The 22,512-nt window shown below is 64.9% G+C and carries 22 protein-coding genes; 9 read left to right on the forward strand and 13 right to left on the reverse strand.

The window, feature by feature from the left end:
- Positions 1–12 precede the first annotated feature (12 nt).
- The 5 genes from ACVJ5M_RS39970 (at position 13) to ACVJ5M_RS39990 (ending at position 5,148) form a co-directional block, all read left to right on the forward strand.
- Positions 13–1,344 (forward strand): copper oxidase, encoded by a 1,332-nt coding sequence (locus ACVJ5M_RS39970; protein WP_283018465.1) that lies wholly within the window; start codon positions 13–15, stop codon positions 1,342–1,344.
- Between the two features lie 32 nt (positions 1,345–1,376).
- Positions 1,377–1,832, forward strand: coding sequence for a cupredoxin domain-containing protein (locus ACVJ5M_RS39975; RefSeq protein ID WP_063986677.1), 456 nt, complete (start codon positions 1,377–1,379; stop codon positions 1,830–1,832).
- Between the two features lie 14 nt (positions 1,833–1,846).
- Positions 1,847–2,149 (forward strand): copper-binding protein, encoded by a 303-nt coding sequence (locus ACVJ5M_RS39980; RefSeq protein ID WP_028158911.1) that lies wholly within the window; start codon positions 1,847–1,849, stop codon positions 2,147–2,149.
- Positions 2,150–2,507: 358 nt separating this feature from the next.
- Positions 2,508–4,649, forward strand: a complete 2,142-nt coding sequence (gene flhA, locus ACVJ5M_RS39985; RefSeq protein WP_063985393.1) for a flagellar biosynthesis protein FlhA — start codon at positions 2,508–2,510, stop codon at positions 4,647–4,649.
- A gap of 295 nt (positions 4,650–4,944) precedes the next feature.
- The gene (locus ACVJ5M_RS39990) at positions 4,945–5,148 is read left to right on the forward strand and encodes a hypothetical protein (RefSeq protein ID WP_014497685.1); all 204 of its coding nucleotides are present in this window, start codon (positions 4,945–4,947) and stop codon (positions 5,146–5,148) included.
- Between the two features lie 270 nt (positions 5,149–5,418).
- Here ACVJ5M_RS39990 and ACVJ5M_RS39995 read toward each other — a convergent pair whose 3' ends face one another.
- From ACVJ5M_RS39995 to fliI, 6 genes are all read right to left on the reverse strand, one after another.
- Positions 5,419–6,639 carry an NAD(P)/FAD-dependent oxidoreductase gene (locus ACVJ5M_RS39995; RefSeq protein ID WP_231144259.1) on the reverse strand — a complete coding sequence of 407 codons (1,221 nt, stop codon included), beginning with the start codon at positions 6,637–6,639 and terminating at the stop codon, positions 5,419–5,421.
- Between the two features lie 115 nt (positions 6,640–6,754).
- Positions 6,755–7,714: a helix-turn-helix transcriptional regulator gene (locus ACVJ5M_RS40000; RefSeq protein ID WP_063985395.1), complete on the reverse strand. Its 960-nt coding sequence runs from the start codon at positions 7,712–7,714 to the stop codon at positions 6,755–6,757.
- Between the two features lie 195 nt (positions 7,715–7,909).
- Positions 7,910–8,971 carry an anti-sigma factor gene (locus ACVJ5M_RS40005; RefSeq protein ID WP_063985396.1) on the reverse strand — a complete coding sequence of 354 codons (1,062 nt, stop codon included), beginning with the start codon at positions 8,969–8,971 and terminating at the stop codon, positions 7,910–7,912.
- Between the two features lie 37 nt (positions 8,972–9,008).
- Positions 9,009–9,554 (reverse strand): sigma-70 family RNA polymerase sigma factor, encoded by a 546-nt coding sequence (locus ACVJ5M_RS40010; RefSeq protein WP_063985397.1) that lies wholly within the window; start codon positions 9,552–9,554, stop codon positions 9,009–9,011.
- A gap of 180 nt (positions 9,555–9,734) precedes the next feature.
- The gene (fliJ, locus tag ACVJ5M_RS40015; RefSeq protein WP_008138882.1) at positions 9,735–10,154 is read right to left on the reverse strand and encodes a flagellar export protein FliJ; all 420 of its coding nucleotides are present in this window, start codon (positions 10,152–10,154) and stop codon (positions 9,735–9,737) included.
- Positions 10,155–10,275: 121 nt separating this feature from the next.
- Complete coding sequence (gene fliI, locus ACVJ5M_RS40020; RefSeq protein WP_038936482.1) at positions 10,276–11,601, reverse strand: flagellar protein export ATPase FliI; 1,326 nt, start codon at positions 11,599–11,601, stop codon at positions 10,276–10,278.
- 431 nt (positions 11,602–12,032) lie between these two features.
- Between fliI and ctrA the strand changes: the two genes are divergently transcribed.
- The 4 genes from ctrA (at position 12,033) to ACVJ5M_RS40040 (ending at position 14,939) form a co-directional block, all read left to right on the forward strand.
- Positions 12,033–12,734, forward strand: coding sequence for a response regulator transcription factor CtrA (ctrA, locus tag ACVJ5M_RS40025; protein WP_008138878.1), 702 nt, complete (start codon positions 12,033–12,035; stop codon positions 12,732–12,734).
- A gap of 169 nt (positions 12,735–12,903) precedes the next feature.
- Complete coding sequence (locus tag ACVJ5M_RS40030; RefSeq protein WP_354099885.1) at positions 12,904–13,308, forward strand: DUF350 domain-containing protein; 405 nt, start codon at positions 12,904–12,906, stop codon at positions 13,306–13,308.
- A 1-nt stretch (position 13,309) separates the two neighbouring features.
- The gene (locus tag ACVJ5M_RS40035; RefSeq protein WP_063985398.1) at positions 13,310–13,693 is read left to right on the forward strand and encodes a hypothetical protein; all 384 of its coding nucleotides are present in this window, start codon (positions 13,310–13,312) and stop codon (positions 13,691–13,693) included.
- Between the two features lie 85 nt (positions 13,694–13,778).
- Positions 13,779–14,939 (forward strand): glutathionylspermidine synthase family protein, encoded by a 1,161-nt coding sequence (locus ACVJ5M_RS40040; protein ID WP_231144257.1) that lies wholly within the window; start codon positions 13,779–13,781, stop codon positions 14,937–14,939.
- 56 nt (positions 14,940–14,995) lie between these two features.
- Here the strand turns inward: ACVJ5M_RS40040 and ACVJ5M_RS40045 are convergent, their stop codons facing one another.
- The 7 genes from ACVJ5M_RS40045 to chpT form a co-directional block, all read right to left on the reverse strand.
- Complete coding sequence (locus ACVJ5M_RS40045) at positions 14,996–15,439, reverse strand: hypothetical protein (RefSeq protein ID WP_231144256.1); 444 nt, start codon at positions 15,437–15,439, stop codon at positions 14,996–14,998.
- A gap of 293 nt (positions 15,440–15,732) precedes the next feature.
- Positions 15,733–16,605 (reverse strand): CheR family methyltransferase, encoded by an 873-nt coding sequence (locus ACVJ5M_RS40050; RefSeq protein WP_063979740.1) that lies wholly within the window; start codon positions 16,603–16,605, stop codon positions 15,733–15,735.
- Positions 16,602–17,789 (reverse strand): protein-glutamate methylesterase/protein-glutamine glutaminase, encoded by a 1,188-nt coding sequence (locus ACVJ5M_RS40055; RefSeq protein WP_063979739.1) that lies wholly within the window; start codon positions 17,787–17,789, stop codon positions 16,602–16,604. The genes ACVJ5M_RS40050 and ACVJ5M_RS40055 overlap by 4 nt, the downstream gene beginning before the upstream one ends.
- A gap of 74 nt (positions 17,790–17,863) precedes the next feature.
- Complete coding sequence (locus ACVJ5M_RS40060; protein WP_007600538.1) at positions 17,864–18,229, reverse strand: response regulator; 366 nt, start codon at positions 18,227–18,229, stop codon at positions 17,864–17,866.
- Positions 18,230–18,301: 72 nt separating this feature from the next.
- Entirely contained in the window at positions 18,302–18,775 is a 474-nt protein-coding gene (locus ACVJ5M_RS40065) for a chemotaxis protein CheW (RefSeq protein ID WP_063979738.1), read from the reverse strand.
- Between the two features lie 27 nt (positions 18,776–18,802).
- A complete protein-coding gene (locus ACVJ5M_RS40070; RefSeq protein WP_231144255.1) occupies positions 18,803–21,586 on the reverse strand; it encodes a hybrid sensor histidine kinase/response regulator in 2,784 nt (927 codons plus the stop codon).
- Positions 21,587–21,781: 195 nt separating this feature from the next.
- A complete protein-coding gene (chpT, locus tag ACVJ5M_RS40075; protein ID WP_063985400.1) occupies positions 21,782–22,435 on the reverse strand; it encodes a histidine phosphotransferase ChpT in 654 nt (217 codons plus the stop codon).
- Positions 22,436–22,512: the final 77 nt, after the last annotated feature.

Consider the following 22,512-nt stretch of genomic DNA (forward strand, 5'->3'; position numbering starts at 1 on the left):
ATGGAGGCCAACATGTATTCCCGCCGAGGATTTTTGGGCACCGCCGCGCTTGCCAGCGCGTCAGCCGTCAGCGGCCGTGTGCAGGCCGCGTCCATTCCGGAAGCGCCTCACATGGACAAGGTGGTGATGCAGCCGCCGCTGCATCCGATCAGCGGCCCGGACTATCGCCCCGTGGTCACGCTGAACGGCTGGTCGCTGCCGTTCCGCATGAACGGCGACTGGAAGGAATTCCACCTCGTCGCCGAACCCGTGGTGCGCGAGTTCGCCGAAGGCATGAAAGTGAATTTGTGGGGCTATAACGGCCAGTCGCCGGGTCCGACCATCGAGACGGTCGAAGGCGACAAGGTCCGCGTCTTCGTCACCAACAGACTGCCCGAATACACCACCGTGCACTGGCACGGCATGATCATTCCCAGCGGCATGGACGGTGTCGGCGGACTGACGCAGCCGCACATCCAGCCGGGAAAAACCTTCGTCTACGAGTTCGAGATGAAGAAGAGCGGGACCTTCATGTACCACCCGCATTCCGACGAGATGGTGCAGATGGCGATGGGCATGATGGGCATGGTCGTCGTGCATCCGCGCGATCAAAGCTTCCGGCCGGTCGACCGCGACTTCGTCTTCGTGATGAGCACCTATCGCGTCGATCCCGGCACATACCTGCCGCAGGTCAACGAGATGACCGACTTCAACATGTGGACCTGGAATTCGCGGGTGTTTCCCGGCATCGATCCCTTGCCGGTCAGGCTCGGCGACAAGGTGCGCGTGCGCATCGGCAATCTCAGCATGACCAACCATCCGATCCACCTGCACGGCCACAGCTTTGCGGTGACCTGCACCGATGGCGGCTGGATTCCGGAGAGCGCGCAATATCCGGAGACGACCACCGATGTACCCGTGGGCGCGGTACGGGTGTTCGACGTGCTCGCCGACAATCCCGGCGACTGGGCGTTCCACTGCCACAAGTCACATCACACCATGAACGCAATGGGGCACGAGGTGCGTAACCTGATCGGCGTGTCGCGCAAGGATCTCGCCAGGGCGGTCGGCAAGCTCGCGCCCGATGCCATGGCGATGGGCTCGACCGGCATGGCCATGGGCAACATGGAGATGCCCGCGCCCGACAACACGCTGCCGATGATGACCGGCACCGGTCAGTTCGGGCCGATCGAGATGGGCGGCATGTTCACCGTGATGAAGATCCGCGAGGACCTCGCGCGCGACGATTATCGCGATCCCGGCCCCTACAAATTCCCGCAAGGCACCGTCGCCTACGAGGTCACGCCGCCGGCCGCAGAGCCGGCGCGGCAGCAAGGCGCGCCGATGAAGAACATGAAGATGTGAGCGTTTCGATGAACCACCAACTGGAGAACAAGATGAAGAAGACGATCAAACTCGGACTTGCGCTGGCTGCACTTTCGATCGCACCGGCGTTTGCCCACGACCAGCACGGGCACGGGACCTTTTCGGCCGGCGAGCCCGGCGATCCCAGGAAGCCCGCGCGCACGATCGAGGTCCTGCTGAACGAGATGGACTACGCGCCCGCCAGGATCGAGGTCAAACGCGGAGAGCAGATTCGTTTCGTGCTGCGCAACGTCGGCAAGGAGGACCATGAATTCCTGCTCGCCACGACGAAGGAGAATCTCGCGCATGCCGTGGAGATGAAGAAGCATCCGCACATGGAGCACGACGATCCCAACGGTGTCCGGCTCGCACCGAACAAGACGGCCGAGATCCTCTGGAAGTTCAGCAAGGCCGGCACGTTCGAATTCTCCTGCCTGATTCCCGACCACCGCGACTACGGCATGGTCGGCCACGTCACCGTGAAGTAACAAGGAAGACTCCCATGAACCGCACCATCCGTATCGCCGCAGCGCTGGCGCTGACCGTCGGCCTTGCCGCCGAAGCCTTCGCGGCCCAGGGCGCCGCGATCAGCGGCGAGGTCAAGAAGATCGACGAGGGCGCCGGCAAGATCACGCTCAAGCACGGACCGGCGAAAAGCCTCGGCATGGATGAGCCCATGACCATGGTCTATCGCGTCAAGGACCCCGCTTTGCTCAAGCAGGTGAAGGTCGGCGACAAGGTGACCTTCGAGGCCGAGGAGGCGGCTTCGGGGTATACCGTGACGACGATGCAGAAGGCGAAGTAGGGCTACGTCCTCCGCAGCTGATTTCGGCGCCAAACGCTTCCACAGCGTCATGGCCGGGCTCGTCCCGGCCATCCACGGCTTCGGCCGCGCAGGCGGGACAAGCCCGGGCATGACGACTTCGTCCCTGCCAGGTGCCCGAAACACCCCGGTCTGACCTCCTGCCGCACCCTGCGTTAACCCTTTGCTAACCATACACCCGGCAAGAATTGCCGGGTGAAGTCGAGTGTCGTCAGCCGCGTAGAACGGGAGGTCCCCCGTGGACGCCAGTGCGGTGCCTCACTTTCGAAACGGCGGCCCTTCGGCCGCCGCGCAGACATTTGGGGCGCGCGGACGGCAGTCGCGCGGGGGAGCAGCTACCATGGTCGACGTCACCGCGGGACAGGGCGTAGGCAGCACGAACGCCGGCTTCCCGACCCTCACCGAGATCGGCAACATCCTCAAGCGCGGCGATATCGCGCTGGCACTCGGCGTCCTCACCATCCTGGTGGTGCTGATCCTGCCGCTGCCCGCGATCGTGCTCGACCTGTTCCTAGCGATCTCGATCACGCTCTCGATCCTGATCCTGATGACGTCGCTGTTCATCCAGGCGCCGCTGGAATTCTCCGCCTTCCCGACCGTCCTCCTGATCTCGACCATGCTGCGCCTGTCGCTGAACATGGCCTCGACCCGCCTGATCCTGTCGCACGGGCACGAGGGCACGGATGCCGCCGGTCACGTCATCGAAGCCTTCGGCAGCTTCGTGATGGGCGGCAATTTCGTCATCGGTATCATCGTCTTCGCCATCCTGATCATCGTCAACTTCGTCGTCATCACCAAGGGTTCGGGCCGTATCGCCGAAGTCGCCGCCCGCTTCCACCTCGACGCCATGCCCGGCAAGCAGATGGCGATCGACGCCGATCTCTCCGCCGGCCTGATCGACGAGAAGGTCGCCAAGCAGCGGCGCAAGGACCTCGAGGACGAGAGCGGCTTCTTCGGCGCCATGGACGGTGCCTCCAAATTCGTCCGCGGCGATGCCATCGCGGGCCTTTTGATCGTCTTCATCAACATCGTCGGCGGCATGATCATCGGTGTCGCGCAGCAGGGCCTCTCCTTCGCCGATGCCGGGCGCAGCTACACGCTGCTGACCGTTGGTGACGGCCTCGTCACCCAGGTGCCGGCGCTGATCGTTTCGACCGCGGCCGGCCTGCTCGTCTCCAAGGCCGGCGTGTCCGGCGCCGCCGACAAGGCGCTGATGAAACAGTTCTCCGGCTATCCGCAGGCGCTGGCGATGTCCGCGGCGGTCATGCTGGTGCTGGCGGCGCTGCCGGGTATCCCGACCATCCCCTTCCTAGCGCTCGGCGGCGGCGCCGGTGCGCTCGCCTGGCACGCCCGCAACCGCAACCGGGCGACTGCCAGGGCTGACGAAGTTGCAAAGACCGCATCCGCTCCGGGAACGCCGGGTTCACCTGGCGCCGCTGCGGCCGAAGAGCCGATCTCCGCCGCGCTCAAGATCGACGATCTCAAGATCGAGCTCGGCTATGCGCTACTGCCGCTCGTCAACGGGCCTGATGGCACCGACCGCCTCACTGAGCAGATCAAGGCGCTGCGCCGTTCGCTCGCCATCGAGATGGGCTTTGTGATGCCCGCGGTGCGTATCCTCGACAACGTCCAGCTCGAAGCCAACACCTACATCATCAAGATCAAGGAGGTCGACGCCGGCACCGGCAAGATCTGGCCGAACCAGTTCATGGTCATGGACCCCGGCGGCAGCCAGGTGCAGGTGCCCGGCATCCACACCACCGAGCCGACCTTCGGCCTGCCCGCAACCTGGGTCGATGCCAGCCTCAAGGAAGAAGCCTCGCTCAAGGGCTACACCGTCGTCGACGCCGCGACCGTGCTCTCGACCCACCTCACCGAGCTGCTCAAGGCCAACATGTCGGACCTGCTCTCCTATGGCGAGGTGCAGAAGCTGCTCAAGGAGCTGCCGAAGGAGCAGGGCGAACTGGTCAAGGACATCGTGCCGGGCCAGGTCACGGTCTCCGGCATCCAGCGCGTGCTGCAGCTGCTGCTCGCCGAGCGCATCTCGATCCGCGACCTCTCGACCATCCTGGAAGGCATCGCCGACTCGCTCGCCTTCTCGCGCAATCCCGCGACCATGGTCGAGCATGTCCGCGCCCGCCTCGCGCGGCAGATCTGCGCGCAGAACACCTCCTACAGCGGCTATCTGCCGCTGATCGCGCTGTCGGCGCGGTGGGAACAGGCCTTCGCCGAATCCATCATCGGCCAGGGCGAGGAACGCAGCCTCGCGATGCAGCCCTCGAAGCTGTCGGAATTCATGACCGGCGTGCGCGAGGCCTTCGAGCGCGCCGCGCGCGAAGGCGAGGCGCCGGTGCTGGTCACGTCTGCGGCAATTCGTCCCTTCGTACGCTCCCTCGTCGAGCGGTTCCGGGCCCAGACGACGGTGCTGTCGCAGGCTGAAATCCACCCCAGGGCGAGATTGAAAACGGTCGGAAGCATCTGATTTGCCTTAAGAAGCCGTATGTTTTTGGGCCACAGGCAAATGGTTTTTGAGTTCCTGGCGCCTTGTCGACCAAATGCAAACAAGGCGCCTCGCAAGCACATTACACCTTTGAAATAATTATATAATCGCACGATTGAGGGGTCGCTTTCGATCGCGATCTTTCACGTCCTGTCACGCTCTTGTGATCGCCCCTTGGGAACGAATCCCCCCAATACTAGGTTGTTGGGGACCGGAAGCATGAACCTCCCCCAACAGGGTAGCGACTACTTCGGGTAGATGGCGGCAGGAGCCTTCCATGAACCACTCGATTTACAGCGCCGATCGCTCGACCCACTTGAAAATCGTGGTCGTAGCCCTCGTCGCCGGCATCGCGGTGGCAGGCTTCGGCATCACGGCGGCGCGCACGGGTTCGGACGAAGGTCTGACCCAGACCGCCCGCGTCATCAAGGCCGGCAAGCCGGTTGTTATCACCAGCTCGAACGCATCCCTCGTTCGATAAGGAGATTTGACGAGTTTTGTGAATTCACGCGGCTCTTTACCAGCCCCCCAAAGTCGCCACGTGGATATGTAGACGACCCCAACCCCAAGTCGACTACGGAAAGCGCCCGCCCCCCACGGGCGCTTTCTCATGTCTGGGGTACCTCGTCATTGCGAGCGTAGCGAAGCAATCCAGACTGTCGCCGCGGAAAGATTCTGGATTGCTTCGCTACGCTCGCAATGACGGAGCAATTGGCACAGCCGCGATCCTCCAACCAGCCCCGATCAAAATCTACCGCGCCCCATAAGTCGGCGGCGGCGCCTGGACCGTCGGTGCTGCCGCAGCGAAGAGCTCGGCCTTGCTACCGGTGAGCGGCGGGTAGATGCGCTTGCAGTTGATGGTCTGCTTGGTCGCCTTTGCGGCCGCGCCAGTGGTGCGAACCTCGCGATCCCACCCTTCGGTATAGAGCGCGCCCCAGCCGCCGAGGTCGAGCACGGTCACGTAACAATCGATGCGCAGCGGCAGCATCGGCAGGCCCGCCAGATCGGCTACGACGTTGTGACCGGCGAAGCGGCCCATGGGACGGGCGAACTGGCAGGACATCACCGTCGGGTGCAGTCCATCGACCACGCTCGAGGCGACGTCGCCGGCGGCGAACACGCCCGGCACATCGGCCACCCGCATGAAAGGATCGACCAGCAGGCGGCCGAGGCGATCGCGCGCGCCCGCGAAGCTCTCGGCCAGCCGGCTCGCGCGCATCCCGGCGCACCAGATCACGGTTTGCGCCGGGATGAACTCGCCCGAGCTCAGGTGCATGCCGGCGGCCTCGACGGACACGACGCGCACGCCAAGCCGCGTCTCGACGTCGAGCGAGGCCAATGCCGTCTCGATGACGGGACGCGCATGCGCGCCGATGGTGGCGCCGACCGCAGGGTTGGGATCGACCAGGACGATGCGGCGGCTGCCGGTGATGCCGACGCGCGCCAGCCTGTCCGGCATCTCGGCCGCCACCTCGATGCCGGTGAATCCGGCGCCGACCACCACGACAGTCGAGCGCCCCGGCGAGGGCGCGCTGTGTCCGAGCGAGACGAGATGATTTTCGAGGATGAGCGCGGCGGCATAGGTATCGACATCGAAAGCATGCTCGGCAAGGCCGGGGATGGCGGGACGCATCACTTCGCTGCCGAGCGCCAGCACCAGGCGGTCGTAGCTCAGCGTCTCCTCGCCCCCGCTCGTGACGAGAGAAATCTCGCGCCGTGCCGGGTCGATGGCTTCGACCTCGCCAATGCCATGAGTGACGCCGATCGGATCGAGCAGTTGCGGCAACGGCAGTGCGACCTCGCTAAGGTCGGCCTCGTAATTGCGCACCCGGATGTTGTGATAGGGATTGCGATCGACGACACGGATCTCGACGTCACGGCCGGCCGCGCCGATCTCGTCGCGCTTGCGCGCGGCGCCGATGGCCGCCCATAGACCCGCAAACCCCGCGCCGAGCACGACGATACGCGCCATGTCCGTTTACTGCTTTGTCCAAGAATTCCGGCGGCCTGCCCGCGCAGGCAGATATAGCTCATTCGACCGGATCGACCAACTGCGGCGGCGCCGCTCCGCTGCATAAAATCGCGGCTCAGGTCTCGCGCAGCTCCGATGGCGTCGCGCCGAAACGCTTGCGGAAGGCGCGGTTGAAATAGGACAGGTCGGAGAAACCCGAGGAATGCGCGATGTCACTGATCTTGCGCGCCCTCGCGCGGGGATCGCCGAGCAGCTTGCGCGCCAGCACCAGGCGCTGCTCCAGCACGAATTCGGTGAAGGTCGTGCCGGCCTGCTCGAACAAGCGTTGCGCCTGGCGCGGGCTGAGCCCTGAGCGCGTCGCGATCTCGGACAGGCAGAGATCGTTGCGGCCGAGCGCGGCCATCACGTCGGCACGCATGAGATCGAGACGGGCCGCCGCATGTCCGCGACCGCGCGCGAGGCTTGCATGCTCCGCATCGGTGCCGAGCAGCAGACCGACGAGATCGATCACGTGCTGCGCGGTCAGGCGCTGGCCGACGGCGTCGAGATGCGGCGCGTGATTGGCGGCGAGTGCGTGGTAGCGGAAGATCGTCTCGGCCACCGCGCCATCCGAGAGCACTTGCGACAGCTTGTCCTCGGCACGCGGATTGATGTCGAGCAGCGCGCGGCGCGGCATGCGGATGCTGGTGAAGCGATCTTCCTGGGTGTGGCCGACGGTGCCGGTGACGCCCATGTCGATGAGCACCATCTGCGCGGGCGCAAGCTCGACGGTGTGGCCGTTCTGCCCGACGCGGACAAGACCCGCATGCGCGGCGATCAGGACCAGATCGTCGCTGCCGTCGGCAAGATGGCTCTGCGTGCGCGAATATTGCGCGGAGGCACCTTCGGGAATTGCCAACGCGATATTGTCGACCACGCTGACCTGGAGCCGGCAATCGATGCTGTCGCCATGGCTCGGCCCGACGTCGAGACCGCAGGGACCGAAGGCCCGCTCGCGCCAATGTTCGAAGGCCGGACCATGCGGAAGGCCCGCATATTGGTGGACGAAGATGCCCGGCGTCTTAGCTGCATCCATCTGACTTCTAGCCCCTTTTCCGGCGCCATGATGTGCGACGCCGACTGCAAATTCCGGGCATTTGACGCCGTGGATTGCGGGGAGGTTCAACGCGGGAGTGGATTCGGCGGGACTTGTCGGGGTGCGACGGCTGGACGGACCTTGGCGACGGTCGAGCGCCGTGTGCGCTCCATCCGGGCTACGGCGCCACGACACCTACTTCTTCGCGGGCGCCTGCGGCTGAGACGGCGGCACGGTCTCGATCAGCTTGCCGGAAAACACCGGAGCCGAGGTCGGCTGGCCGTTGGGCGAGCCGCCGGCCTGCTCGACGGTGACGGCGTAGGTCGCACCGTTGACGACCTCGGGATCGAAGGAGCCGAGCACCGGGCGCGCGGTGAAATCGCCCGCGCCGATCACGCCGAGCGAGCGCGGACGCGGCAGCTTGTCGGAGATCAGCCAGAGCTCGAAGCTCTTGCCGGCCTCCGGAGTCGCGCCCACCTTGCGCACGGTGAAATTCCGCGTCGCGCCGTCGACGGTGAGGATGAAGGCGGGACCGCCGCCCTGGCCCTGCAACAGCGCGACATATTGCGCAGCAGCCGTGAGCGGCGCCGCCGGCGTCTTCACTTCCACCGTCTGGATGCGCGGCGCCGGGCGCAAGCCGCCCGGCAGCGCATCGGGCTGGAAGATCTGAAGCGACAGCGTCACCAGCAGTGCAGCCGCAAGCGCGCCCACCGCGGAGGCGATCGTGCGCCAGCGTTTCACGCGGCCCTCGAGCCGGATGACATTGCTGTTGTCGGCGACCGGCGCCGGCGGCGCGCGCGCGACGTCAGGATCGGGTGCATGGACCTGCGGCATGAATATCGGCGCGATGTCGGGAAGCGCATCGGGTGCCGGCCGCGCCGTCCCGGGCTGCTCTGCTTCGGAAGGCTGCAGCTCCGATTGCGGCACGGCGTCCGGCGCCAGCTCAGGCGGTGCAGCTTCGATCGAGGAGGACTCGGGCACAGGTGGCGGCGGCGGCGAAGCTTCCGGCGCAGGCGTCTCCTGCGCAAAGTCCGTCCGCGCAAGCTCGGACCGGATGTTCTCCCACACGATCGGACGCGGCTCGACCGAGCCGACCATCTGGTTGAGGACGCCGAGCCGGTAAGCCCAGGCCTGCACGACATCGGCGAACGCCTTGTCCACGGCCATCATGGTCTCGACCTGCGCGCGCTCATCGGCGTCGAGCGTACCGAGCGCATATTCCGCGGCGAGCGCGATATGGTCCTCCGTGTAGGCCATCACTTCCAGTCCAGAACCACCCTCACAATGCGAGCCCTCATAGTCCGAGGCACTCGCGGATATCCAACATGCTGCGCCGGAGCCACGTCTTCACCGTGTTGACGGGCGCGGCGAATTTTTCCGCCAATTGCTCGCGGCTCCAGCCGTTGTAATAGGCGAGAAGCACGAGCCTCTGACGATCCGGCTCGAGCCGGCCGATGCATTCCAGGAGCCGCTTCAACTCCTCGGTCATCTCCCTCCGCGCCAGCGGATCGGGGCTGTCGGCAGCGACTTCCATTGCCTGCGGCTCTTCCTCAATAGAGACTTCCGTCTTCTTGCGCACGATGTCGATGGCGCGGTTGCGCGCGATCGATGCCATCCATGTGATCGGTGACGACAAGGCCGGATTGAACTGGCCGGCGCCGTTCCAGATCTTGACGTAGGTCTCCTGAATGACCTCCTCTGCGAGATCCTGTCGGCGCAAGATACGGAGCACAACGCCGTAGAGTTTCGCGCGCGTGGCGACGTAGAGGCGCTCGAACGCGGCCTGATCGCCCCTGGCGACCGCCTCAATCAGCCCGACCAGCTCTGCTGGCGTCAGCATTCAGCCCCCCACACACGGCCTGTCGCGTTCGGCGCAGGCCCTGGCACTCCGCTACCATAGCGCGCGGCAAAGCCCATCACCAAGGGGCGGCGCGCCACACTGTGGATAGCAAACGCGAAACCCGGACCTTGCGGGTCCGGGTTCGACGAATTCTCGGCTGTTGGACCGCTGGCTGCGTCGTCAGGCGACGGCGCCGATGCGGGCGCGCATCAGGCCGATGCTGTCGAGGTCGGCCTGCTCGCGGGCGTTTTCTTCGGCGCGCTCGCGGGCCTGGTCACGCTCGTCGAGGAGCTCGACCTTCTTCAGTTCCTCGAAGGCTTCGGCCAGCGCGGCCTTGGCTTCGTCGAGCTGGCCCTTCAGTTCGTCGGCCGAGCGGGTCAGGTTCTCACGGCGCTGAATCGCGGCCTTGGCATAGGTCGGATAAGCGAAGTGCGAGGGATCGTTGATCCCGGCACGCTCCTGCTCGGTCGTGATCTCGCGTTCAAGATCGGTCGACATCCGCTGGAAGTCGGCGATCATGGTCTCGATCTGGGTGACCCGGCGGCGCTTCTCGTCGACCTGAAATTTCTTCAGGCGGATGAGGGTATCACGTGACTTCATCGACTCATACTCCCCAGAAGTCCCCTGGCTGCACGTGGGACGTCACCGGTCTCCCCACAGGCCCGATTGAGGCCAAGACCGGCTCTGCTACTCTGTGAGAGCGGATGATGACCTGACAAAGTTAGCGTTCCGTTTCCAAATCACCGAGGATTTGCGCCAACTGGCGGTAGCCGTCCGCCAGTGATGCATTTTCGTCCTTGCGCTGGCGAAGGAACGCCTCCAGCGGCTCGTGCAGCCGGATCGCCTCGTCCACCTCGGGGCTGGAGCCGGCCCGGTAGGCCCCGAGCCGGATCAATTCCTCCATGTCGGCATAGGTCGCCATCACCTGGCGGGCCCGCTGGATGGTCGGCCAGAACTGCGGATCGGCCGATTTCGGCATGGTGCGGGAGACGGATTTGAGGATGTTGATGGCGGGGTAGCGGCCGCGCTCTGCGATCGAGCGCTGCATCACGATATGGCCGTCGAGGATGCCGCGGACGGCATCCGCAATCGGCTCGTTATGGTCGTCGCCGTCGACCAGCACCGTGAAGATCGCGGTGATCGCCCCCTCGCCCAGGCCCGGCCCCGCGCGCTCCAGAAGCTTCGGCAGCTCGGTGAACACGGTCGGCGTATAGCCCTTGGCGGTCGGCGGCTCGCCGGCGGACAGGCCGATCTCGCGCTGGGCCATGGCGAAGCGCGTCACCGAGTCCATCAGGCACAGCACGTCCTTGTCCTCGTCGCGGAAATATTCGGCCACCGCGAGCGTCAGATAGGCGGCCTGGCGCCGCATCAGCGCCGGCTCGTCCGAGGTCGCGACCACCACGACCGAGCGCGCCAGGCCCTCCTCGCCGAGATCGTCCTGCAAAAATTCCTGGACCTCGCGGCCGCGTTCGCCGATCAGCCCGATGACGCTGACCGCGGCATCGACGTTGCGCGCGAGCATCGACAGCAGCACCGATTTGCCGACGCCGGACCCTGCGAAAATGCCCATGCGCTGGCCGCGGCAGCAGGTGAGGAACGTGTTCATCGCACGCACGCCGAGATCGAGCGGGGCGCCGACGCGCTTGCGCGAATGCGCCGGCGGCGGCGAATTGCGGTATGGCATCGGCGCCGGGCCCTGCGGCAATGGCCCCTTGCCGTCGATCGGCTCGCCCAGCGCGTTGACGACGCGGCCGAGCCAGGCCGACGACGGACGCACTTGATTGGCCGCATTGGCGATGACGGCCTTGCAGCCGCGGCGCACCCCGTCCAGGCCGGCGAACGGCATCACGACAGCGTTGTTGCCGGAGAAGCCGATCACCTCGCAGGGAATGGAACGGTTCGCGCCGGTTTCGATCACGAGCCGCGCACCGACCGACATCGCGTGAATGGGTCCGGCCACTTCGACCATCAGGCCGCGAACGCCGACCACACGGCCATAAATGTTGACGCCGTCGATGTCGCCGATCTGTTCGGCAAGAGCCTTCATCAGGGGCGCGCCTTTAATAAGAGGACCTTCATAAGGTGATCGCCTCCGATCCCGGGCTTCATGGCGAAAGACTTAAGTTTCGCCATATTTCTGAACGGCGCTTAACTTCGTGTTTACCCGCATCGTTAATCATTGCGTCACTGTCTTTGTGACTGAGCGTGACTCCCCTTCAGAAGAAGGCTGAGTCGCGGGAGTCGGTTAGGCCCGTCTCTTAAAGTGGAACTTGAACGATACGGGGTGACGAAAGCTGCTTCGCGCGCAAGACCTTAGGGCGATTCGACAAAAATTGCACCGGGGGGACTTGCGTTCCAGAATCAGAGTTTGTTAACCATCTGTTGTCAGGATCCGAATCAGTTGTTCAAAGGCGTTTTGTTGAGTGCCGCGAATGCGGCCGACCTGACGCCCAGGAGCGGCGACTATGGGGAACTGGCATGCGCGTTTTGCTGATTGAAGATGACAGCGCCGTCGCGCAGTCGATCGAGCTGATGCTGAAGTCTGAGAGCTTCAACGTCTACACGACCGATTTGGGGGAAGAAGGCGTCGATCTCGGTAAGTTATACGATTACGACATTATTCTTCTCGACCTCAACCTGCCCGACATGTCCGGCTACGACGTGCTCAAGCAGCTCCGGGTCTCCAAGATCAAGACACCGATTCTGATCCTCTCCGGCCTCGCCGGCATCGAGGACAAGGTCAAGGGTCTCGGCGTCGGCGCCGACGACTACATGACCAAGCCCTTCCACAAGGACGAGCTGGTGGCCCGCATCCACGCGATCGTGCGCCGCTCCAAGGGTCACGCCCAGTCGGTCATCCAGACCGGCGACCTCGTCGTCAACCTCGACACCAAGACGGTGGAAGTCGGCGGCCAGCGCGTGCATCTGACCGGCAAGGAATACCAGATGCTGGAGCTCCTCTCGCTCCGCAAGGGTACGACCCTCACCAAGGAAATGTTCCTCAACCATCTCTATGGCGGCATGGACGAGCCCGAGCTGAAGATCATCGACGTCTTCATCTGCAAGCTCCGCAAGAAGCTCGCCAACGCTTCCGAGGGCCGCAACTTCATCGAGACCGTGTGGGGCCGCGGCTATGTGCTGCGCGAGCCGCACGAGCACGAAGAGCGCATTCCCGCCTGATCACTAAGTTTACGTCGCGAGCCCCCGGGGCTCGCTCCTCCCAGCCTGGACCCCGCCGCAAATGGCGGGGTTTTGTTTTTTGGGACGCCAACGCGGCCTCATCGTCCTTGCGCCATTGAACCGCTATCCTCCCCCCGCCGACGAATGGTCGCTGCACGATGGGGGAACGATGATCCCGCAATCACTGGCCGGCCTGCCCGCCTTCCTGGTCTATTTCTGCACCGGCCTGATCGCGATCGTGGCGTATCTGTTCGTCTACACCCGCATCACCCCGCACAACGAGTTCCAGCTCATCCGCGACAACGAGCCGGCCGCCGCGATCGCGCTCGGTCTCAGCCTGCTCGGCTTCGTGGCGCCATTGGTCAGCGCGATCGCGCATTCGGCCAATGTGCTGGACTGCCTGATCTGGGCGGTCATCGCGTTGATCGTGCAGATCATCGTGCTCTTTCTGGTGAAGGTCCCGGTGCCGAACCTGTCGGCGCGGATTGCCGCAGGCGAGCTTGCGCCGGCGATCTGGCTCGGGCTGTCCTCCCTCGCGGCGGGCCTGTTGAACGCCGCCTGCATGATCTACTGACATGGCCAAACCCTCCAAAAAGGAGTTCGGCAAGCGCCGGCCGGCGCCCGTGGCGCCGCCATCGGGGCCGCCGGTGAAGCGCTCCGGCCATGTCGCGCTGCTGGTGATGGGCACGATCGCGGTCGGCACCACCGCCTACACGCTGATGCCGCGGCAGCACTGCGAGCCCTCGCCAGGAGCCGTGCCGGGCCAGACGACCACGACGTGCAGCAGTAGCAGCAGTTCATCGGGCGGCAGCAGCTCGCGCTGGTCGTCGCGATCGAGCTTCTTCAGCAGCGATTCCTCGAGCCATTCCTCATCGGGCACCTCTTCGGACTCAGGCTCCAGCAGCGTGAGCCGTGGCGGCTTCGGCTCGTTCGGCCATGGCTTCTCGGGCGGCGGCTAGCGCATGATCCGGAAAAGCGGCCACCGATTTTCCCTCGCGACAAACGCGGAACGCGTTTGCGCGGAGATCATGCGCAGGAAATAACATGCGACGCATCGTCTGCCCCGAGCGCGACGACTGGCGGCAGACCGCCGAACAATGCGGCTTCGCCTTCCACACCATCGACGGCGAACGCTATTGGGACGAGAGCGCCTATTACGCCTTCACGCTCGACGAGATCGAGCGCGGCATCGAGACGCCGACAGCCGAGATCGACGCGATGTGCATCGAGCTTGCCGGCCGCGTGATCGGTGACGAGCGCTATCTGCGACGCTTGAAGATTCCGGAGGCATTCTGGAGCTTGATCGCCGAGAGCTGGGAGCGCGACGACCGCAGCCTCTATGGCCGGCTCGATCTGAAGTTCGACGGACAGTCGCCTGCAAAGCTGCTCGAATACAACGCGGATACGCCGACCTCGATTTTCGAGGCTGCGGTGTTTCAATGGACCTGGCTCGAACAGGCGATCGAACGCCGCATCATTCCGGCGCGCGCCGACCAGTTCAACTCCATCCACGAGCGGCTGATCGCGGCGTGGAAGGAGATTGCCGCAGGCCGCCATGTCCATCTCACCGGCACCACCGGCAACGAGGAAGACGCCGGCACGCTCGCTTATCTCGAGGACACCGCGCGCCAGGCGGGGCTCTCGACCAGACTGCTCGACATCGAGGAGATCGGCTGGCGCGACGAGCCTGGCGGCTTCGTCGATCTCGACGACGGCGACATCGCGCTCGCCTTCAAGCTCTATCCCTGGGAATGGATGTTCCACGACGCCTTCGGCGCCAAGCTGATGAGTGCGCCGACACGCTGGATCGAGCCGCCGTGGAAGGCGGTGCTCTCCAACAAGGGCATTTTGCCGCTGCTCTGGGAGATGTTTCCGAACCATCCCAATCTGCTGCCGGCCTTCTTCGAGGACGACGCGCGGGCAGCCGAGCTCGGCAGCTCCTACGTCCGCAAGCCGCTGCTGTCGCGCGAAGGCGCCAATGTCACGCTGGTGTCCGGAGGCACGCCGCTCGACGAGCAGGCAGGCCCCTACGGCGCAGAAGGTTTCGTGCGGCAGGCGCTGTCGCCGCTGCCGAATTTCTCGGGCTTCTATGTGGTGGTGGGAAGCTGGCTGGTGAACCACGAGCCATGCGGCCTGTCGATCCGCGAGGACGAGAGCCCGATCACCGGCAACCGCTCGCGGTTTCTGCCGCATGGGATTTTGTGAAATGCGCTCGCGACCTCATCGGAACGGGACGCGAGCGCAGAGACTTGCGTGCTTACTCAGGGTGTCTTGACGATGAATCTCCCGTCGTAGAGGCCCGCGCCCTTGAAGCCGGCTTGCGCACTTTCGAAGCCGCCCGTGCCCGTCGCGTTTGCATACGCCCCGGTGCCCGACAGGATCGTGTATTCGCCTTTCGCCCGACCATCCTTGATCGCGCCGGCGTAGCGCGCCGTGATCGAGGATCCGTCGTCGAAGGTGTAGGTGCTGTAGCCGTAGATGGGTCCTGAGCCCTTGATCAGGTCGGCGGAGTGGACGAAGTCCTTCACCGCAACGCGGCCGTCCTTGAAGAAGGCAACGCCAAACATTTTGCCAGACATGACCGTCTGACCTTCGACGTTCGCGACCTCGGTGACCTTTAAGTCCATCGGCTTGGTGACAAGCTTGAATTCGAGGACCTGCTCGCCAGCGAGAGCAGTGGCGGGCAACGAAAGCGCCGCGAACAAGAAATACGAGGCACAAGACATTCGCATGGTATGTCCTCCTCAGTACAATTCATGATGGAATGAAATCCCGCTCGGTTCGGCGGGACCATCGCCAGCATAGCACAACCGTCAGATGCTGATCAGGGCCGCGATTGCATTGCATCGCGGCACGAGCTCTATTGCGCGGTAGTCGAGTAATCCGCAATGCTCAAACGCGTGTGAAGCGTCACGCACTCTGACGGAACGATATCCGCCAGTTGTTGCCGATCATTCGCGACGACGGCGTTCAGTGAGATTGCCTGTCGTTCGGCGAATCACCTCGCCGCTGCGATTTTCAGCGGCTGCGGCATCAATCCGCCCATCGGACGGCCGGAGCGCGCGGGATTGAGCTGATAGAGACCGCGGCGCTCGGTGATCGGGCGGAACGCGTCGGTGATGCCGACGACGGATTCGGCGGCGCCAAGCAGCAGCGTACCGTCGGCTTCCAGTCCCTTCGCCATGCGCTCGAAGATCACGGCCTTGGTGTCCTGGTCGAAATAGATCAGAACGTTGCGGCAGAAGATCACGTCGAACGTGCCGAGATGGGAGAAGTCCTGCAACAGATTGAGCTGACGGAACTGCACCATCGCGCGAATGTCGGCATTGAGCTGCCAGAGCTCGCCGACTTGCGTGAAGTATTTCATCAGGTGCTGGATCGGCAGGCCGCGCTGCACCTCGAACTGGCTGTAGATGCCAGCCCTGGATTTCTCCAGCACCTCCTGCGACAGATCGGTGGCGACGATCTCGATGCGCCAGCCGGCGAAGGCCGCGCCCATCTCCTTCACGCACATCGCGATCGAATAGGGCTCCTGCCCGGTCGACGAGGCCGCCGACCAGATGCGGAGCGACCTGCGCGCCGCGCGCGCCTGGAGCAGGCCCGGCAGGATGGTTTCGCGCAGATGATCGAACGGGATCTTGTCGCGGTAGAAGAAGGTCTCGTTGGTGGTCATCGCTTCGACCACGTCGGTCGCAAGCCGGCCGTCGCCGTTCCTGATCTTCAGCACGAGATCGGGAATCCCGGGCAAGCTCGCCTTGCGGGCAAGCGGCAGCAGCCGGCTCTCGACGAGATACTGCTTGTCGGCGGAGAGATCGAGGCCGGAGCGCTCTTTCAGGAACTTGCGCAGATATTCGTAGTCAACCGGCGTCACGAGCGGTCTCCCGCGAACAGGCGGTTGACCTTGGCGCCGATCTGGTTGAGCGGCAGGATCGCCGCGCAGATGCCGGCATTGGCCGCCGCGCCCGGCATGCCCCAGACCACACTGGAGGCTTCGTCCTGCGCGATCACGTTGCCGCCGGCGGCGACGATGTCCTTGCCGCCGCGCATGCCGTCCGAGCCCATGCCCGTCAGGATCACCGAGAGGATGTTACCGTGCCAGATGTCGATGGCGGAGGTGAACAGCGGATCGACCGCGGGCTTGCAGAAATTGACGGCGGGACCGTCGTCGAGCGCGATCGCCGCGTCAGCGCCGCTGCGCACGACACGCATGTGCTTGCCGCCGGGCGCGAGGTAGATCCGTCCCGGCTTCACCGGCTCGCCGTCGACCGCCTCGGCCGCCGGCTTGCGGCTCGCGCGCGCCAGGTGCTCGGCGAGAATGGTGGTGAAGGTCGGCGGCATGTGCTGGGTGATCAGCACCGGGAAGCGGTCGATCACCGGGCCGAGCTCGGTGACGAGCGCCATCAGCGCCTGCGGACCGCCGGTCGAGGAGCCGATCAACAGCACCTTCGGTGCGTGGGCCGAGAACGGGCGCGTGGACAGCACCCCAGACGACGGCGCATGCAGGGTCGGTGCGGGCGCGGCGGGCCGCACGACAGCCGGCGCACGTGCAGCCGGGGTCGCTGGCGCCAGCGGCGGGCTCGCGACTGCGGGCCTGCGGCGCAGCCGCGCGCCGAGGTGACGGATCTTCTGGATCAGGTCGTGATGAAAGATGTCCGCGGCCGACGCTTCGCGTGTCGACTCCGGCTTCGGAATGTAGTCCGCCGCACCGAGCGACAGCGCCTTGAAGCTGATCTCCGCGTTACGGCGGGTCAGCGTCGAGGCCATGATGATGACGAGATCGCGCTTCTTCGCCAGCAGTTGCGGCAGCGCCGAGATGCCGTCGAGCTCGGGCATTTCGATGTCGAGCACGGCAACGTCGGGATTGATGCGTTCGAGCTGGTTGACCGCCTCGAGCCCGGTGCGCAGCGAGGCCGCGACCTCCATGTCATGCTCGGCACCGATCCAGCGCGAGATCAGACCGCGTATGACGACCGAGTCGTCGACGACCATCACCCGCAGCGGCCCGGCGTCGCGCGACGGACCCGTGGTCGAATTACCTGCGAACGCAACACTCATTACTCACCAACTCAGACTGAAACGGTTCAGTTGAAACAATCGCCGAAGGATCCGTTCAGCCTCCGGATGTTCGCTCAGATAAGCCCGACTTCCTGGAATTTCGCCGTCACGATGTCCTTGTCGAAGGGCTTCATGATGTATTCATTGGCGCCGGCGTGCAGCGCACGGGCGATGTGCGCGACGTCGTTCTCGGTGGTGCAGAACACCACCTTGGGCTGGTCACCGCCGGGCATCCGCCGGAGATGGCCAAGGAATTCGTAGCCGTCCATGACCGGCATGTTCCAGTCAAGCAGCACGGCATCGGGCAAGCCGCGCTTGCAGGCCTCCAGTGCCTTCTCACCGTCCTCGGCTTCGAGAATCTGGAAGTCGAGGCCCTCCAGGATCCGGCGCGCAACCTTGCGGATGACGCTGGAATCATCAACGACGAGACAAGTGCGCATGTGAACCTCTGCTTCCTACCCCCTTGTGGGGATACTTCCAATTGCGAGTCCGTCGGCGGCGATGCCGCCGTATCAGGCCGCCATCATCTCGGGCGCGAGCTCGAGGACGCGATCGACGTCGAGGACGACCATGAGCTGGCCGTCGAGGCGGTGGACGCCGCCGGCGAGCTTGGCCATGCGGGGATCGAGGTTGACGGGGTTCTCTTCCATGCCGGCCTCGGCAAGCCGCAGCACTTCGCCGATCTGGTCGATCAGGAGGCCGTAGGATTCACCGCGCAGGTCGACGCCGACCGCCATCGGGGTCTTGCCGTCCTCGGGCTTGGGCAGGCCGAGCCGGGCGCGCATGTCGACCACGGTGACGATGCGGCCGCGCAGGTTCAGCACGCCCGCGATCTCGCGCGAGGACAAGGGAACGCGGGTGACGCGCTCGGGCATGAACACGTCCTGGACGCGGGAGATCGGCAGGCCGAACAGCTGGCCGCCGATCATCGCGGTGACGTATTCGACCATGGCGCCTTCGCCGATCTGCGTCTTCTTGTTGCTCATAGCGGTATCTCCTGATCCCCAGTGCCGTTACGCCGCTGCCCGGCTCAGCTCGGAGGCGCCGGCGGCGCCCGCGGTCTGTTCCTTCAGCGCCGCGATCAGACCGGGACGGTCGAACTTGGCGACATAGTCGTGGAAGCCGGCCTGACGGCCGCGCTCGATCGCCGCCGGCGACACCAGCGCGGACAGGCCGATGATCGGCATCGCGCCCAGATTGGTGTCGGAGCGGATCACTTCGGCGAACTCGAACCCGTTCATGTCGGGCATCTCGATGTCGGTCAGGACCACGTCGAAGCTCTGCGCACGCAGTGCAGCCAGGCCCTCCTGCGCGGTCGGCGCGGTGCGGACGCGGTAGCCGGCCGCCTTCAGCACGGGGGCCAGCATGTTGCGGAAGAAGGCCGAGTCGTCGACCAGCAACACCGACTGCGAGTGCTGCGACGGCTTCATCTCCTTGCGGGTGAACCAGTCGGCGAACGCCATCGGCAGGAAGTGGCCGACGTCGATCACCTCGGTGGCCTGGCCCTTGATCACGGCCGAGCCGAGGATGCCGGAGGCGGAGCCGCCGACCTCGATGTTGAGCCGTTCCTCGACGATGTCGATGATCTCGTCGACGACGAGGCCCATGGAGCGGCCGTCGTCCGCAAACACCAGGATCGGCTGGGCGCCCTGGCTGGCGATGGTGACGCTCTCCATGGCGACGAGCGGCATCAGCTGCTCGCGGTACTGCACCATGTAGCGGCCGTTGCTGAACTCGATCTTGTCGGCCGGGAGCTCCTCCAGACGGGTGACGAGCCCGAGCGGGACTGCCTTGGGCTGGCTGGAGCCGGCGCGGAAGACGAGGAGCGAGGTGGTCTGCTCGCCACTTCCGATGTGATGCGCCCCGTTCTCGTCGCCCATGTCATGGGCCGAGGAGCCGGCGGCGCCGAGCGCCTTGGCAATGCCGTTGGGATCGATGATCATGATAACAGCGCCATCGCCCAGAATGGTGTTGCCGGAGAACATGTCGATGTGACGCAGCTTCGTCGACATCGGCTTGACCACGATCTCTTCGGTGTGGAACACGCCGTCGACGACGATGCCAAAGGTCTGGCTGCCGACCTGGGTCACGACGATAAAGCCGTTCTCGGGATCGGAGGCCGCGCCGTCGTCGATCTTCAAGAGCTTCTTGAGGTGGATCAGCGGCAGCAGCTTGTTGCGCAGGCGCAGGACGGCGGTGTCCTTGATACGCTCGATGCGGTGCTCGCTGTTGGCGCGGGCACGGACGAGCTCGACCACCGAGAGCTGCGGGATCGCGAAGCGGTCGCCGGCGGCCTCGACGATCAGCGCCGAGACAATGGCCAAGGTCAGCGGGATCTTGATGGTGACGGAGGAGCCCTCGCCGGCCACCGACTTGATGTCGATGGTGCCGCCGATCTGGTCGATATTGGTGCGCACCACGTCCATGCCGACGCCGCGGCCGGAGACCGAGGTGATGGCGGCCGCGGTTGAGAAGCCCGGCGCGAAGATGAACTTGTGGATCTGGGCTTCGCTCATCTTCTCGAGCTCGGCCTCGGTGACGAGACCGGAGGAGATCGCCTTGGCCTTGATCCTCTCGGTGTTGAGGCCGCGGCCGTTGTCGGCGATGCAGATGATGATGTGACCGCCCTCGTGATAGGCGGACAGGCGGATGGTGCCCTGCTCGCCCTTGCCGGACGCGAGCCGCTCGGCGGGGGTCTCCAGGCCGTGGTCGGCGGAGTTGCGCACCATGTGGGTGAGCGGGTCCTTGATCAGGTCGAGCACCTGGCGGTCGAGCTCGGTGTCGGCGCCGTGCATCTCCAGCTCGATCTGCTTGCCGAGTTCGCTCGACAGATCGCGGACGATGCGCGGCAGCTTCTGCCAGGCATTGCCGATCGGCTGCATGCGCGTCTTCATGACGCCTTCCTGCAGCTCGGCGGTGACGTTGGACAGGCGCTGCAACGGCACCTTGAACTCGGTGTCCTCGTTGCGGCGGGAGATCTCCAGCAGCTGGTTGCGGGTCAGGACCAGCTCGGAGACCATGGTCATCAGATGCTCCAGCGTATCCACGTTGACGCGGATCGACTGGTTGGCGATGCGGTCGCCTTCGGCGGCGCCCTCGTCGGCCATCGACTTCTTCGGCGCGGCCTTCTCCTTGGCGGGCTTCGCAGCTTCCTTGGCGGCGGGCGCGGGAGCTTCAGCAGCCGGCGCGGGCTCGGCCTTGGCGACAGGAGCCGGCGCTTCGATCGCGGTCTCGCGGAAGGCGCGCTCGAGCTCGTCGAGCGAGACTTCGCCCGGACGCAGCGGACGCTCTAGGGTCTGGTCGATCAGCGAACCCTGCGTCATCTCTTTGGCAGGTGCGGCCTTGGCTTCGGCCGGAGCTTCCGGCACCAGCGGCGGCGCTTCAGCAACGGGAGCAGCGCTGCCAGCCGCCATTGCGGCCATGCCCTGCTCAACCATCGCTTCCAGCTTGTCGATGAGATCGCGGTCGGTGCCCTCGGGCTCGGCTTCGGTCGCCTCGAGGCCTGCGAGGATCTCCTTGATGCGGTCGATCGAGGACAGGATCACCGTCACGGCCTGCCCCGTCACCGGCATGCCGTCGCGGAATTTGCCCATCAGCGTCTCGCCGGCATGTGCCAGCGCTTCAAGCCGCGGCAGGCCGAGGAAGCCGCACGTGCCCTTGATGGTGTGGACCAGGCGGAAGATGTTATCCAGGATCTTGGCGTTGTTCGGCTCCTGCTCGAACTTCACCAGCTGATTGTCGACGGTGTCCAGGCTCTCGCTGGTCTCCGTCAAAAACTCCCGCAACAGATCATCCATGAAAACAGGCCTTCATACAGGGAGGGCGCGCACGACTTGTGATGCGCCATTTCGGAATGGGGCCAGCTTCACCGCAAAGCGTTTAATAATGGTTGAGTATGTGCAAAAGAACGGAACCAACAAAGAGATAAGGCGCTCCGGACAAGCCGAAGCGCCTTGTAAAGATTCGATTAACGTTTGAGGGCGGCGGCGCGCTTACGACGCGGTAATGGTGATCGCTTCGCCCTCGTGCGCGAGCCTCACGGTGAGCCCGCAAGCCTCCGCCAACAGCCGCGTATAATAAGGCTGGATCGCGTGCGCATCCGCGGCCGGGCCGCGCTCTCCGCTCAGGAGCTCGGAGATGTTCTGCGGCAGGCGCGCATTATGACCGGTCGCGGTGACGCGGAAGCTCATGGTCTCGCCGTCACCGATCGGGTCGATCGTCAGCATGCCGCCGCGCGGGATCGTGTGCTGGGAAACAACCAGCATATTGAGCAGCAGCTTGACGCGATTCTTCGGCAGCAAGAGCCGCGGCAGATTCCAGGTGATCGAGCACTTGCCGTCCTCGATGTGGCCGCGCGCCATGGTCTGGGCATCGCCGAGGTCGATCTGCGCGCCGGACGAGCCGGCCGCGCCGAAGGCCAGGCGACAGAACTGGAGGCGGGCGGAGGCGGTTTTCGCGCTCTTGCGGATCAAATCGAGCGCGAACTCGCGATCCTCGGGCTTGGGATCGTCGTCGAGCACTTCGAGCCCATTGACGATGGCTCCGACAGGGCTGATGAGATCGTGGCAGACCCGCGAGCACAGGAGCGCGGCGAGTTCGAGCGCATCTGGAGCGGTAGCGGTACCGGGTGACGAAGCGTCAGACATAAAGGGTTCCTGGAATTGCACGGCGCGGACGCGGCGAATCACGCATGCTTGACGAATGCCGCAGGTTCTAACATTCG

It is taken from the genome of Bradyrhizobium sp. S3.7.6 (assembly GCF_054061875.1).

Coding starts and splice junctions, on each gene's coding strand:
- ACVJ5M_RS39970 (WP_283018465.1), top strand. CDS start 13: ATGTATTCCCGCCGAGGATTTTTGGGCACCGCCGCGCTTGCCAGCGCG.
- ACVJ5M_RS39975 (WP_063986677.1), top strand. CDS start 1,377: ATGAAGAAGACGATCAAACTCGGACTTGCGCTGGCTGCACTTTCGATC.
- ACVJ5M_RS39980 (WP_028158911.1), top strand. CDS start 1,847: ATGAACCGCACCATCCGTATCGCCGCAGCGCTGGCGCTGACCGTCGGC.
- flhA (WP_063985393.1), top strand. CDS start 2,508: ATGGTCGACGTCACCGCGGGACAGGGCGTAGGCAGCACGAACGCCGGC.
- ACVJ5M_RS39990 (WP_014497685.1), top strand. CDS start 4,945: ATGAACCACTCGATTTACAGCGCCGATCGCTCGACCCACTTGAAAATC.
- ACVJ5M_RS39995 (WP_231144259.1), bottom strand. CDS start 6,639: ATGGCGCGTATCGTCGTGCTCGGCGCGGGGTTTGCGGGTCTATGGGCG.
- ACVJ5M_RS40000 (WP_063985395.1), bottom strand. CDS start 7,714: ATGGATGCAGCTAAGACGCCGGGCATCTTCGTCCACCAATATGCGGGC.
- ACVJ5M_RS40005 (WP_063985396.1), bottom strand. CDS start 8,971: ATGGCCTACACGGAGGACCATATCGCGCTCGCCGCGGAATATGCGCTC.
- ACVJ5M_RS40010 (WP_063985397.1), bottom strand. CDS start 9,554: ATGCTGACGCCAGCAGAGCTGGTCGGGCTGATTGAGGCGGTCGCCAGG.
- fliJ (WP_008138882.1), bottom strand. CDS start 10,154: ATGAAGTCACGTGATACCCTCATCCGCCTGAAGAAATTTCAGGTCGAC.
- fliI (WP_038936482.1), bottom strand. CDS start 11,601: ATGAAGGCTCTTGCCGAACAGATCGGCGACATCGACGGCGTCAACATT.
- ctrA (WP_008138878.1), top strand. CDS start 12,033: ATGCGCGTTTTGCTGATTGAAGATGACAGCGCCGTCGCGCAGTCGATC.
- ACVJ5M_RS40030 (WP_354099885.1), top strand. CDS start 12,904: ATGATCCCGCAATCACTGGCCGGCCTGCCCGCCTTCCTGGTCTATTTC.
- ACVJ5M_RS40035 (WP_063985398.1), top strand. CDS start 13,310: ATGGCCAAACCCTCCAAAAAGGAGTTCGGCAAGCGCCGGCCGGCGCCC.
- ACVJ5M_RS40040 (WP_231144257.1), top strand. CDS start 13,779: ATGCGACGCATCGTCTGCCCCGAGCGCGACGACTGGCGGCAGACCGCC.
- ACVJ5M_RS40055 (WP_063979739.1), bottom strand. CDS start 17,789: ATGAGTGTTGCGTTCGCAGGTAATTCGACCACGGGTCCGTCGCGCGAC.
- ACVJ5M_RS40060 (WP_007600538.1), bottom strand. CDS start 18,229: ATGCGCACTTGTCTCGTCGTTGATGATTCCAGCGTCATCCGCAAGGTT.
- ACVJ5M_RS40065 (WP_063979738.1), bottom strand. CDS start 18,775: ATGAGCAACAAGAAGACGCAGATCGGCGAAGGCGCCATGGTCGAATAC.
- ACVJ5M_RS40070 (WP_231144255.1), bottom strand. CDS start 21,586: ATGGATGATCTGTTGCGGGAGTTTTTGACGGAGACCAGCGAGAGCCTG.
- chpT (WP_063985400.1), bottom strand. CDS start 22,435: ATGTCTGACGCTTCGTCACCCGGTACCGCTACCGCTCCAGATGCGCTC.